This window comes from Campylobacter concisus (genome assembly GCF_002914005.1).
In the GTDB taxonomy this organism is placed as follows: Bacteria; Campylobacterota; Campylobacteria; order Campylobacterales; family Campylobacteraceae; genus Campylobacter_A; species Campylobacter_A concisus_N.
In genome coordinates, this window is record NZ_POZU01000031.1 from 1 (window position 1) to 13,122 (window position 13,122).

Here is a 13,122-nt window from a genome sequence, read left to right on the forward strand (position 1 = left end):
CCTCTTTAGCCTCTTTTATCTTCTTTTTTAGCTCAGCAAGCATACTTTCACTTTTTATATTTTTGTCAAATTTTACTCTAAAGCCTACGAAATGCTCATCAAAATTTTCATTTTTTAAAAAGTAAAAACTCTCATCTTTGGCTGTATTTTTCTTATAAAAAATGCTTCCATCAAATTTAAAACTTTGAACCAAACTTAGCTCGTCTGCAAAGCTAAAAATTCCAAAAAATATCAAGACAAAAAATAGAAATTTACGCATAAATTTGCACTCCAAATTTTTAAAAATTTGTCGCCATTTTGCCCAAAAATCGCTTAGCTTAATCAAAAAATAACAAAGCTTTTTATACAATCAAACATTTTTAATTTAAGGATCTTTTTGCAGTTACATCAAGCTAGCGAGCTTAGTATTCTTGTCGTTTTGGCATTTATCGTCTTTGCTTCGCCTTATATTTCTAAAATTTTACGCATTCCTGTCGCTCCTGCTGAGATAATACTTGGAGCACTAGCTAGCTACATCGGGCTTGTTGGTGAAAATGAGATGTTTAAGCTAATTAGCGAAGTTGGCTTCTTCTTTTTAATGTTTCTTGCCGGCATGGAGATCGATCTTAGAATGCTTATAAACATCGACCGCAAAATTTTGCGCCTGGGACTTATCTATCTTGCGCTCATCTACTCGCTAGCAACTGCACTTACATTTAGTTTTGATCTTAGTTTGCTCTATATTATCATTATCCCTATAATGGCCGTTGGCATGATATTTACGCTATTTAAAGAGTATGGCAGAGATGTGAAATGGTTAAATTTAAGCATGCTTATTGCAACTATTGGTGAGCTTATAAGCATTACGCTTTTGACATTTATAGCAGCCTATTTGCAGTTTGGAGCTAGTATAAATTTATGGCTAACGATTGGCTATTTGATCTTATTTTTAGCTATCAGCGTACTTAGCTTTAAAATTTTAGATGTGCTTTTTTGGTGGTATCCAGGGCTTAAAGTGATCCTTATGCCACACTACGACAAGGACGAAAAAGATATTAGACTAAGCATTGCAGTGTTTTTTTCGATGATTGCACTTATGCTTTATTTGAATTTAGAAGTTGCCTTTGGCGCGTTTATCGCAGGTATGTTTATAACGACATTTTTTGATCATAAAAAAGACTTACCGCACAAGCTTTCAAGTTTTGGATTTGGATTTTTGGTACCGATATTTTTTATACACATAGGCTCAACCTTTAAGCTCTCAAGCCTGAGCTCAAATGAAGTGATAAAAGATGCTATTTTTATATTTTGTGCGATGCTTGCCACAAGGTTTTTTTCAAGTGTGTTATTTGTAGGAAAATTAGGATTTAAGGGGATATTTTTGTTTTCACTCTCACAATCCATGCCGCTAACACTTCTAGTAGCAGTTGCTACTATCGCACACAGATCAGGTGAGATAAGTGATTATTCTTACTCATCTTTTATCCTAGCAAGCCTAGCTCAAGCTATAATAGGGACAATAATTATAAAATTTCTAATGCAATCAAGAAGTAAGGAGTAAAAATGTCATCAAATACAGCTACGCTAACTGATAACAGAACTGGCAAGAGTTACGAGTTTCCTATACTAAAAGGCACTATGGGACCTGATGTGATAGACATCTCGACATTTTTTAGTGATACTGGAATGTTTACTTTTGACAGAGGTTATACTTCAACTGCGATGTGTCGCTCAGCGATAACTTATATAGACGGCTTAAAAGGCGAGCTAATGTATAGAGGTTATGATATCGCGTATTTGGCCGAAAATAAGACATTTTTAGACGTGGCATATTTACTTTTAAACAAAGAGCTCCCAACAAATGATCAGTATATAAATTTTAAAACCGAGCTTAAAAAAAGAAGCTTTATACATGAAGGCATGATGAAGCTCTTTGACGCATTTCCAGACAAAGCTCACCCTATGGCGATCTTGCAAGCAGCAGTATCAGCGTTAAGTGCATTTTACTCAGATCATCTAAATATGGATAAACCTGAAGAGTATCACGAAATGGCTATGCGCATCATAGCTAAAATTCCAACGATCGCGGCCTTTAGCTACCGCTACTCACGCGGACTTCCTATCATATATCCAAATTTAGATCGTGGCTTTACTGAAAATTTCCTCTACATGATGAGGGGCTATCCATATGAGCACGTCGATCTTAAGCCTATCGAGATAAAAGCACTTGATACAGTCTTTATGTTGCACGCAGATCACGAGCAAAACGCTTCAACAACGACTGTTAGAACCGTTGGCTCTACGCACGCGCACCCATACGCATGTATAAGCGCAGGTATTGGAGCGCTTTGGGGCTGGGCTCATGGTGGGGCAAACGAGGGTGTCATCCGCCAGCTTGAAGAGATAGGCTCGGTCGCAAATGTCGATAGATACATCGCTAGAGCAAAGGATAAAAACGATCCATTTAGGCTAATGGGCTTTGGCCACAGGGTCTATAAAAATTTTGACCCTCGTGCAAAAGTGCTTAAGAAGATGAGAGATCAGCTTATGGATGAGATAGGCATTAGCTCAGAGCTCATAAAGATCGCCAACCGCATCGAAGAGATCGCGCTAAATGACGACTACTTTGTAAGTAGAAATTTATATCCAAATGTTGATTTTCACTCAGGGCTCATCTTAAAAGCACTTGGCATACCAAACAATATGTTTGCCGTTATCTTTGTGATCGGCAGGACGCCAGGCTGGATCAGCCAGTGGATCGAGCTAAAAGAGCAAGACACTATAAAGATCGTCCGCCCAAGACAGCTTTATGTTGGAGAGACAAACAGAATACCAAAATGAGTGAGCTTCTAAATTTAGCTAAAAAAGCAGCCGTTAATGCTGGAGCGCAAATAATGAAATTTTACTCTGCAGATAATACGGCTCTTAAAGTCTGCCTAAAAGATGACAGCTCGCCACTAACTAGCGCTGATCTAGCTGCAAATGAAGTGATACTAAAAGAGCTAAGTAAAAGCGGGATAAAAATTTGCTCTGAAGAGAGCATTTTGCAAGAAAGTGACAAAGATGAGTTTTGGCTCGTAGATCCTCTTGATGGCACGAAAGAATTTCTAGCTAGAAATGGCGAATTTTGCGTTTGCATAGCGCTTATAAAGAAAGCTAGACCGGTGCTTGGCGTGATATTTATCCCAGTTAGTAAAGAGCTTTTTTATGCTGATGAAAATGGCGCTTTTAAAGAAATTTTAGATGATAAAGATGAAATCATAAAGAGAGTTGATTTAAATAAAAAAGATAAAAATTTAGACAATCTAATCTTTTCAAGTAGAAGAGGCGATGCCAAAGAGATAGAATTTATAGGACAGAGCTTAAATTTTGAGCAAAGATGCATCGGCTCAGCCATAAAATTTTGCCGTTTGGTTGAATTTGGCGGAGCTTATTTGAGATTTGCCCCAAGCTACCTTTGGGACAATGCTGCAGGAGATGCACTCGTAAATTTTTGTGGCGGAAAAGTATTTGGCGCTAATAGTGGCAAAGAGATGAGCTACGAGCTTACTAATTTAAAAAGTCCATTTTTCATAGCTCTCTCAAAAAACACACTAAATCTAAAAGATAAAATCACACAACTATATAAGCAAAGTAAAACTTAAACCTTAAATTTCTTCTAGTAGATAAAGCATACTAGCTATTTTTGCTGTGCCTAGCACGTAGTTCATTATGCTTGCTGCGACTTTATCTTTTTTAAGCACTTTGCCATTTATGTCAAATATATCTTCGTTGTTCTCTTTGATAAATTTCAAAGCTTTTGCTGCGACATCTTCTAAACTATTTTTGCCGTCAAGCAATAAAAGTATGTAATAATCGATATTGTTAAGCTTTCTTGAGATGCTAAATTTATTAGCAAAAACAACATCGGCATTATTTTTATGATTTAAAAAATATCTGACATAATTTATTAAATTTTGACTAAGTCTTGAGTAGCCGGACCTATACTCGATATTTTTTTGCTCATCTTTTAAAATCATTGCATCAGACGAGTTTGTTAAAATTCTTACAAAGGCGCTATAAACCATGAGCTTATCTTCTGGCAAAATTTCTAAAATCTGAGAAAGGTTTATGCTGGCTGGATACATCTTATAAAAGACCTCGCAAAGCCATGATATATCTTGTGGCATAGCACCATAACTATCTTGCCACTGGTTATCTTTCTTTATAAAATCTGCCACAACGTGAATTTTATTAATATCGCTTGGGCCTATTTGTTTATTGGCTATGCTCTCATAAGTTTTGCTATGGACTATTAGGCTTTGTCTAAAGACTTTGTTACTGATCATATCCATGAATTGCTCTAGATCGATCCTATCTTTAAACTTGTTATTTTTGTATTCATCTACTACAGCCGTGCCAACATCTGGGGTAAAAATATCATCAAGCGTATACTCACAAAGATAAGTAAGATCATTTTTAGCAAGCATGGCATTAAAATCTTTGAAATAAAATGGATCATTTGTATATTCTAAAAACTCATGAGCTATGTAAAAGTCATCTTTTGAGAGCACATGTTCTGTTACAAAAAGAAGCATCTTAAGAGGTATTTTTCCCTCATAAATTTCTTCATTTCTTGTTAGCAAATATTCTTTATAGACCAAAAGTGCTTCTTTGGCTGCTTTTAATCTCTCTTGCATGCTCTCTTTATCCTTTGCGGCAAGTAGCATTATATCTCTTACGATATCTTTTACTTTCCAGCCAGGATAAACATTATAAGAGATAAATGCCACGCCATTTGTACTTAAATTCTCTCTTACAACTTTTAATATAGCTTCTTTTACAAAGTCAGGTACCCAGCTAAAAACGCCATGAGCGATGATATAGTCAAATTTCTCATCACTCTTAAACTCACAAATATCGCCATGGATAAGCTCTAAATTTGCAAGCCCCATCTCTTTAACGATCTCTTGCCCACGCCTTATCTGCTCACCGCTAAGATCTATGCCAACTACTTTTGCATTTTTGTTATTTACTGCAAATGGGATCAAATTTCCGCCAAAGCTACATCCTATTTCTAAAACTCTTGCATTTTCGCATGGCGGTGGAGTTATGCCAAGAAGTGTAGCACAAGCTTCAAGCCTATATGGCGACGATTGGGCAAAAGCTATTGATTTATAAGTTAGCTCATCATAAGACTTTTCGATTTTGCTATTTTGACTCATTTTAGCTCCTAGTAGTCTTTTTCTTTGATTTTTTCTAGCATATTTTTAGCATCATTTTCTGGATCATCCACTATATATGCGCGCCTTACCTTGCCATCTTTTATGATAAGTGTTTGTCTAAAATAAAATTTATGTCCATTTGATGCAGAAAAAACCGGAAGTTTAAGCGCCCTTTCAAGCATAAACTCACTATCATTTAAGAACATAACTCCAGCTGAAGTTTCTTCTTGAAATTTCTTTTGAGCTGCGATATCTTGTGAGCTAATGGCCACTACCATGAAACCAAGATCGTTAAAATCTTTTAAAAATTTCTTGTAGTTTATTGCTTGTTTGGTGCAACCCTTCATGCCCGCAGTATTTTGCAACTGCTCACTTAAAAGATCAAAGTCCTCACCTATTTTTGGATAGATAAAAATGACGCAGTCATGCGTTCTTGCAAAGGCAGAGAAATCAAATTCCTTACCGTCTAAGGTATTTAAATATATACTTGTAGGCACTTTTATCATACTTCGTCCTTTAAAATTTTTACTATTATATCTTTATAAGCTTTGTCTTAAGCTTTTTTAGAATTTAAAAGATAAACTACAAAAAGGACAAAAAAGCTAATTATTAGCATCAAAAGTGCATAGACATGAGCCTTGGTGTAATCAAGCATTTCAACTGCTTCAAATATCGCAATACTTGCGACCTTGCTCTCTCCAGCTACGCTACCACCTATCATCAAAACAACGCCAAACTCACCCATAGTGTGAGCAAAGCTAACGACAGTAGCTGTTAATAAATTTGATCTGATACTTGGCAAAATCACCCTAAAAATAGTCGTGAGTTTGTTTTTACCAAGACTATAACTCGCTTCAAAAAGGCTCTTTTTTAGGCTATTTAGCCCAGCATAAATCGGCCCAAACATAAATGGCAATGAATAGATACAACTTGCCACAACAAGACCTGTGAAATTAAAAACTAACCTAATCCCAAAAATCTCTTCGATAAATTTACCAAAAGTGGAATATGGCGAAAGAAAAATGAGCAGATAAAAGCCAAGAACACTTGGCGGCAAAACTAAAGGCAGTGAGATTATCGACTCTAAAAATAATTTACCAAAGAATTTTTTCTGCGACATAAAATAAGCAAGCGTAATGCAGGCAAAAAACAAAATAAAAGTAGTTATAAAAGATAGTTTTAACGAGAGCCAAAACGGCTCGTAATCGATATTTTTTAACTCGTCTATCATGCTTTTTCCAAATTTACGCTAAACGCTTTTGTACTAACTACCACCATATCGCCTGCTTTTAGATTCATTGCTTCGCTGCTACTTAGCACCACTTCACAAATTTGGCGGTTTATTAATACATTTGCTACGAAGATCGCATCACGTTTTTTTATCTCTAAAATTTTGGCATTAAAGGCAAATTTCTGCGATCCTGCACTCTTTAAAAATATCTCACTTGCGCTACCTGATCTTGAAATTTTTCCATTTTCAAGGACAAAGACCTTATTGCAAAGCTTATAAATTTCAGCGATATCATGGCTTACTAAAATGATGCTCATCTTAAATTCATCATGAAGCGCCAGTAAATAGTTTTGCAATTTCTCACGCATGGCGTTATCAAGCGCACTTAACGGCTCATCAAGTAGTAAAATTTCAGGCTTTCTCATAACCGCGCGAGCCAAAGCAACGCGTTGCTTTTGACCACCAGAAAGAGTGCTAATCTTTGCATTTTTTAGGCTGGTTAGACCGCAGATATCAAGAAGTTTATTCGCTAGAGCTAGATCATTTTTTGCAAAGAGCAAATTTTTAAAGACATTCATATTTTCAAAAAGTGCATAGTCTTGAAATAAAAAGCCGATATTTCGCTTTTGTGGAGCCAAATTTGTCTTTTCATCAAAGAAAATTTTATCCCCAACTCTTATAAAGCCACTTTGTGGTGCTTCAAAACCAGCGATCAAGCGTAAAATAGTAGTCTTTCCGCCGCCGCTTGCTCCATAAAGTGCGACAAAATCGCCACTTTCAAAGCTAAGATCAGCCTCAAGTAAAAATTTTCCGCCACCGCCATTTAGCTCTTTTTTACAAGAAATTTCTATCATTTTTGTGTACTTATGTGAATGCTTGTAGATTTTATATAGGCAAAGACTTTATCGTTTTCACCTATGTTCATAGTTTTTAATGCGTGATTTGAGATAATAGCTTCGAAGTAAATTTCGCCACACTTTAAGCTAATAACACTTAAAATTTCACCAAAATTTATAGCTTCAATCACGCACTTTAGCTCGTTTTCAAGCGAGCTATTACTTAGTTTGTCTTTTGACAAGATAACATCGGAGCTTTTAAAACCTAAGCTAATCTCATCGTTTAAGGCGAATTTGCTAGCCTCATTTAAGACTAGCATAAATAAATTTGCCTCTAAATTTAGACCCTTTAGCTCAAATAAGCTAACGTCATCTTTAGTTAAAATTCCAACGATCTTTGCTCTTATCATTTAGCTGGAACGTTGTAACCAAATTTCTTGAAAATTTCTCTTGATTTATCTCCTAAGATAAACTCGTAGAATGCTTTTGCATCATCATTTTTTTCAGCATGTTTTAGAAGAACTATGCCTTGGTCGATCGGAGTGTATAGCTCTTGTGGAACAAAGATGTAATTAACGCCCTCTTTGTATTTTGACATTTTCTCATCAAAGAGTGCACTAGCTGCGATAAAGCCTACATCAGAAGCACTTAATGCTTGAGATAGAGTTTCAGAAATTTTTTGAGCATAGACGATATTTTTTTCTACTTCGTCATAAAGCTTTGCGTTTTTAAGAGCCTCTATACTAGCCTTGCCGTATGGTGCAGTTTGTGGATTTGCAATAGAGATCGCTTTTAAGCCACGAACAACCTCAATACCTTTTTTGAAATCAACATTTCTGATAGAAAAAATAGCAACAGCGCCTTGTGCATAAACTTTTGGCTCAGTGCTTGCAAAGCCTGTATCATAGGCTTTTTGCGCAAAGCCCATATCAGCAGCCATGAATATATCGGCTGGAGCTGAGTTTTGTATCTGTGTAACAAGGCCACCGCTTGCACCAAGAGTTAGGTTGATCTTTGTATTTGGATGAAGCTTGTTAAACTCTTTTATAAGCTCAGGAAATGCATATGTCGTATTTGCGGCAGCATAGACATTTACTTCAGCGCCAAGTGCGTTTATGGCAAAAAAGGCTACCAAGCATAAAAATTTAAAAACTTTTCTCATTTAAACTCCTATAATGATTTGTGATGATTTTACTATTGCTAAAAGTGTATCGCCAACACCTATCTTCATCTGGATAGCACTATCTTTTGTGATGATGGCAGTTAAAGTCTGCTCATCGCTTAGTTTTAAAGTAATTTCAGCATTTACAGCACCTATCTTTGCTTCGATCACTTCGCCTTTTAATTGATTTTTTGTGCTTATTTTTATATCTAGATCCTTAGCCAAAATGACAGCTGGAGCTTTAAAAATATAAATAACTTTTTGTCCAACTTTTAGACCTAAATTTTTCTCACTTTCAACCGTAATGTTTGACTCAAGCGTGCAGCCATTACTTAGTTTTGCAACTATTTGAGAATTTACCGCACCGCGGTTTATGCCAATAATCTCACACGAGAGCTGATTTCTAGCACTTAAGTTCATATTCATTCTTTGAAGATTTACAATATCTACATCCTCAAAATCTACTTTTTGACAAATTTTTTGCAAAAAATCCTTTTGAGTCTCAAGAATGGCATCATAAATTTTTATCAGTTTATTGGCATACTCGCTTAGCTCGGAGCCACTATTTTTTTTATTTCCATCAGCTCTAATAATAAGCGGCTTGCTACTTTTGTTATTTATCGTATCAAGGCAGTCCCAAGCATTTTTGTATGATATGCCAACCAATTCTGCTGCTTTTGTGATACTTTTTGTCTCTTTTATGGCCTTTAATAATGTAATATGTTTAGCTAAAACCTGTGTATCTTCGCCTAAAAATAGTTCTAAATTTATATCTGCTTTCAAAATTTTACCTTTACTATATTAGAGAATAATTTGTGAAGTATATCTAATTATATTAATCCTTAAGCTTAAAGATTTAAGTCGATTTATAAATTTCTCTTAATTTCTTGTAAAGTTTTTAAAAGATAAAATCGAGCTACATTTTATAAATAAAAATAAGGCTTGGTATGAAATTTTTGCTTTCTATCTTTTTTAGTTTGCTTTTAGCCTGTGCCAATACGGACATAAATACGAATAGCGAAAGCGACGAATTTGATGTTGAATTTGAAGCAAGAAAAGATGTTTTTGACCCACTTAGTGGCTACAATAGAATTATGACGCATGCAAATGACTTTATCTATGTAAATATGCTAACTCCAGTGGCAAAAGGCTATGCCTATGTTGTGCCAAAAACAGCTAGAACAATGGTTTCAAATTTCTTTGATAACCTGCTTTTTCCGGTTCGCTTTGTAAACAACTTACTTCAGTTTAAATTTCAAAATGCTGGCGAAGAGACATTGAGATTTTTAGCAAATACGATAATAGGCTTTGGCGGACTAACAGACGGAGCAAAATACTACAATCTCAAGCCTCACGATGAAGATTTTGGACAAACGCTTGGATATTGGGGGTTTGGCAGCGGTTTTCATATCGTTTGGCCACTTATTGGACCATCAAATTTAAGAGATACTGGTGGTATGGTCGGAGATTATTTTGCTGATCCTATTAGCTACGTTGATCCTATACTTTTATCAACTGGTATCAAGTCATATAGAGCGTTTAATAGCTTTTCGCAAGATCCAACTGCTTATGAAAAACTAAGAAAGGATGCTATTGATCTTTATCCATTCTTACGCGATGCTTACGAGCAAAGACGCGACAAGCTTATCAAGGAGTAAATATGAAAATTTTAAAAATTCTAACTATGATTTTACTTTTTACAACTAGCCTTTTTGCTATTTCAAAAGAGCAGATCAAGCCTGAAGTAGAGTTGAAAACAACAAAGGTTAATGAAATTTTAAAAGATATAAATTTAGACAATAACGCAAAGACAAAAGAAATTTTTGCTCTTCTTGATCCATTTTTTGACTATAAACAAATGGCAAAGATAAGCCTTGGCAAACGTTACAACAGCTTAAGTAGCGACGAGCAAGCTAAATTTGACGCGGCATTTGAGCAAAAACTAAAAAGCTCATACATAGATAAACTTTTAGGATACAAAGATCAAGAGATACATATAACTGGCGAGAGTGAGCCTCAAAAAAATAGATACTGGCTAACATCCGAGCTTATAAATGATGGTAAGAGCTACGAATTTGTCTATAAATTTTATGACGCTAAAGAGCGTGGTTGGCTCATTTACGATCTTGATATCGTTGGTGTAAGCATCATTCAAACATACAGAAGTCAGTTTGGTGATGTGCTAAATAACGCTGATTTTAATACCCTTTTACAAAAGCTAAACGAAGCTGTTTTGCCTGATCAAAATAAAACTAACCCTTAATGCGACAAATTTTTAAATTTATTATTGCCAAAAACAAGCTTATTATTGCTCTAATTTTAGCTTTAAGCGTAGTTTTTGGCTATCTTAGCACCAAGCTTAGCGTTGATGCGTCAGCTGAAACGCTACTGCTTGAGCATGATCCTGACTTAAAAGCTTATAGAGAGATAGCCAAACGCTACGATGCACCTGGATTTTTAGTGGTTGCTTTTACTCCAAAAGATGATCTTTTTTCACCTAAAAATTTAGAACTTATCAAAAATTTAGGTGATGAACTAGCTAAAAACGATATGGTAAATAGCGTCATCTCTATAATAAACATTCCGCTTTTAAATAGTGTAAAAGGCGGGATTACTGGCATCTTAGATCATACTCCAACGCTGCAAGATAAAGATATAAATATTTCAAAAGCAAAGCTTGAGTTTGCCAAAAGTCCGATTTACAGCGGAAATTTGATAAGCAAAGATCTAAAAACCACTGCGATTGCTCTAAATTTAAAGCAAGATGAGAAATTTAATGAGCTTGTAAATGAGAGAAATTTACTTAGCCAAAAAGAGTCAAACGGCACTATCACACAAGCTGAGCGACTTAAGCTAGAGGCTCTTGCCTATGAGTTTAAAGCCTACCGAGATGAGCTTAGAAAGAGCGATCACGAAAACCTTGAGTCCATAAAAGCAACCATAGCTAAATTTAACGCAAATGACGAGCTATTCTTAGGCGGTGCAAATATGATCGCTGATGATATGATAGGCTTTATAAAGAGTGATCTTTTAGTCTATGGCTTAAGCGTACTTGCTCTTCTTAGCTTTAGTTTGTGGCTATTTTTCAGGCAGGTTAGATGGATAGTTTTGCCGATGTTTATATGTGCCGTAAGTGCCATTTTTACGACCGGAATTTTTGGTATATTTGACTGGGAAGTGACGGTCATTAGCTCAAACTACATCGCACTTCAGCTCATCATTACTATTTCAACTGTAATTCATCTTGTCGTTAGCTACCGAGAATTTTACGCAAAGCATCCAAAATATAGCCAAAATCAGCTAATTTATCTAACGCTTCGCGATAAATTCTCTCCATCTTTTTGGGCGATATTTACTACGGTTATTGGCTTTAGCTCGCTTATGAGCGCTGACATAAAGCCAGTTATCATGCTTGGCATTATGATGAGCACTGGCATTAGCGTTTCGCTTGTGCTTGCGTTTTTGCTATTTGGCGCGATAAATGTAAATTTAGAAAAATTAGCTCCTATTAGAACCTTTGAAAATAGCTTTAAATTTACAAAATACTGCGCAAATTTAGCCTTAAACTCAAGAAAGATCATCTACGTAGTTTGCGCTCTAGTTATTTGTTTTGGTGTTTATGGTATCAGCAAGATAAAGGTTGAAAATAGCTTTATAGGCTACTTTAAAGAAAGCACAGAAATTCGCCAAGGAATGCAAGTCATTGATACCAAGCTTGGCGGCACGATACCAGTTGATGTGATAGTGAAATTTAAAGAGCAAAAACAAGATAAAAATACTGAGCAAGATGAGTTTGAAAATGAGTTTGAAAGCAACGCTAAGGATGCAAAATACTGGTTTAATAGCTATCACACAAGGGTTGCTGAGAAGATTCATGATTATTTGAAAGAGCAAAAATTTGTCGGACATGTAAGCTCGCTAGCAACCCTTATAAAAGCCATAAAAGAGCTAAATAACGGTGTAAGTGATGATTTTTTATTAGCTGCGATGTATGAGAAATTACCACAAAATTATAAAAATATCTTATTAAGTCCCTATGTAAGCGTTGAAGATGATGAGCTTAGATTTAGTATAAGGATAGTCGATAGCGACTCCGAGCTTAGACGAAATTTATTTCTAAAGGAGCTTAGAGAAGGGCTAGCACAGCTTACTAAAAATGACAATGTAAGTATAGAAGTGGCCGGAATGATGGTGCTTTATAATAATATGCTTCAAAATTTACTTAGCTCACAAGTTGATACCTTTGGGCTAACTGTTGCTATACTTTTTGTCATATTTTGCTTTATTTTTAGAAGCATAAAGCTAGCAACCATTGCAATAGTTTCAAATTTAATCCCGCTTTGCACACTCTTTGGTGTGATGGGATTTTTCGGCATTCCGCTTGATGTGATGAGTATCACGATAGCAGCCATTAGCATTGGTATTGGCGTTGATGATATCATTCACTACATCCACCGATTTAAAGAAGAAATGCTTACAAAAAGTGTTTTTGAGAGCATTAAAGTCGCGCACGCAAGCATCGGATATGCGATGTATTACACATCGTTCACCATTTTTCTTGGCTTTAGTGTGATGATAACTAGCAATTTTATTCCAACTATATATTTTGGCTTACTAACCGATCTTGTTATGGTTTTTATGCTTCTTGGCGCGCTAATCATCTTACCAAGCCTAATAGCAAGCTTTGTAAAAAAGAGCGATATTTAAACT

14 protein-coding genes are annotated in these 13,122 nt (G+C 35.6%); 6 read left to right on the forward strand and 8 right to left on the reverse strand.

Translation table 11 applies throughout. The annotated features are described in order from the left end of the window. On the reverse strand, window positions 1-259 hold a 259-nt coding region (locus CYP54_RS02895; RefSeq protein ID WP_181001510.1), incomplete at its 3' end, for a hypothetical protein. A gap of 117 nt (window positions 260-376) precedes the next feature. Between CYP54_RS02895 and CYP54_RS02900 the strand changes: the two genes are divergently transcribed. The 3 genes from CYP54_RS02900 to CYP54_RS02910 are packed head-to-tail and all read left to right on the forward strand — an operon-like array spanning window position 377 to window position 3,623. Next, window positions 377-1,540 (forward strand): cation:proton antiporter, encoded by a 1,164-nt coding sequence (locus CYP54_RS02900; protein ID WP_103604132.1) that lies wholly within the window; start codon window positions 377-379, stop codon window positions 1,538-1,540. Between the two features lie 2 nt (window positions 1,541-1,542). Further along, window positions 1,543-2,820, forward strand: coding sequence for a citrate synthase (locus CYP54_RS02905; protein ID WP_103604133.1), 1,278 nt, complete (start codon window positions 1,543-1,545; stop codon window positions 2,818-2,820). After that, complete coding sequence (locus CYP54_RS02910) at window positions 2,817-3,623, forward strand: 3'(2'),5'-bisphosphate nucleotidase CysQ family protein (RefSeq protein WP_103604134.1); 807 nt, start codon at window positions 2,817-2,819, stop codon at window positions 3,621-3,623. The genes CYP54_RS02905 and CYP54_RS02910 overlap by 4 nt, the downstream gene beginning before the upstream one ends. 3 nt (window positions 3,624-3,626) lie before the next feature. Here the strand turns inward: CYP54_RS02910 and CYP54_RS02915 are convergent, their stop codons facing one another. The 7 genes from CYP54_RS02915 to modE are packed head-to-tail and all read right to left on the reverse strand — an operon-like array spanning window position 3,627 to window position 9,195. Further along, window positions 3,627-5,183 carry a class I SAM-dependent methyltransferase gene (locus CYP54_RS02915; RefSeq protein ID WP_103604135.1) on the reverse strand — a complete coding sequence of 519 codons (1,557 nt, stop codon included), beginning with the start codon at window positions 5,181-5,183 and terminating at the stop codon, window positions 3,627-3,629. Between the two features lie 8 nt (window positions 5,184-5,191). Beyond that, entirely contained in the window at window positions 5,192-5,689 is a 498-nt protein-coding gene (locus CYP54_RS02920; protein WP_103604136.1) for a redoxin family protein, read from the reverse strand. Between the two features lie 47 nt (window positions 5,690-5,736). Further along, window positions 5,737-6,414 carry a molybdate ABC transporter permease subunit gene (gene modB, locus CYP54_RS02925; RefSeq protein WP_103604137.1) on the reverse strand — a complete coding sequence of 226 codons (678 nt, stop codon included), beginning with the start codon at window positions 6,412-6,414 and terminating at the stop codon, window positions 5,737-5,739. Then, window positions 6,411-7,268: a sulfate/molybdate ABC transporter ATP-binding protein gene (locus tag CYP54_RS02930; RefSeq protein WP_103604138.1), complete on the reverse strand. Its 858-nt coding sequence runs from the start codon at window positions 7,266-7,268 to the stop codon at window positions 6,411-6,413. Before CYP54_RS02930 ends, modB begins: the two co-directional genes overlap by 4 nt. Beyond that, window positions 7,265-7,660, reverse strand: coding sequence for a TOBE domain-containing protein (locus tag CYP54_RS02935; RefSeq protein ID WP_103604139.1), 396 nt, complete (start codon window positions 7,658-7,660; stop codon window positions 7,265-7,267). The genes CYP54_RS02930 and CYP54_RS02935 overlap by 4 nt, the downstream gene beginning before the upstream one ends. Further along, complete coding sequence (gene modA / locus CYP54_RS02940; protein WP_103604140.1) at window positions 7,657-8,412, reverse strand: molybdate ABC transporter substrate-binding protein; 756 nt, start codon at window positions 8,410-8,412, stop codon at window positions 7,657-7,659. Before modA ends, CYP54_RS02935 begins: the two co-directional genes overlap by 4 nt. Continuing rightward, the gene (gene modE, locus CYP54_RS02945; RefSeq protein WP_103604141.1) at window positions 8,413-9,195 is read right to left on the reverse strand and encodes a molybdenum-dependent transcriptional regulator ModE; all 783 of its coding nucleotides are present in this window, start codon (window positions 9,193-9,195) and stop codon (window positions 8,413-8,415) included. A 164-nt stretch (window positions 9,196-9,359) separates the two neighbouring features. Here modE and CYP54_RS02950 point away from each other — a divergent pair, with 164 nt between their 5' ends. From CYP54_RS02950 to CYP54_RS02960, 3 genes are read left to right on the forward strand one after another with little or no spacing between them, the layout of a single operon-like run. Next, window positions 9,360-10,070 (forward strand): MlaA family lipoprotein, encoded by a 711-nt coding sequence (locus CYP54_RS02950; protein ID WP_103604142.1) that lies wholly within the window; start codon window positions 9,360-9,362, stop codon window positions 10,068-10,070. Between the two features lie 2 nt (window positions 10,071-10,072). Beyond that, entirely contained in the window at window positions 10,073-10,675 is a 603-nt protein-coding gene (locus CYP54_RS02955) for a Tgt2/MlaC family protein (RefSeq protein ID WP_103604143.1), read from the forward strand. Next, window positions 10,675-13,119, forward strand: a complete 2,445-nt coding sequence (locus CYP54_RS02960; protein WP_103604144.1) for an efflux RND transporter permease subunit — start codon at window positions 10,675-10,677, stop codon at window positions 13,117-13,119. Before CYP54_RS02955 ends, CYP54_RS02960 begins: the two co-directional genes overlap by 1 nt. Window positions 13,120-13,122: the final 3 nt, after the last annotated feature.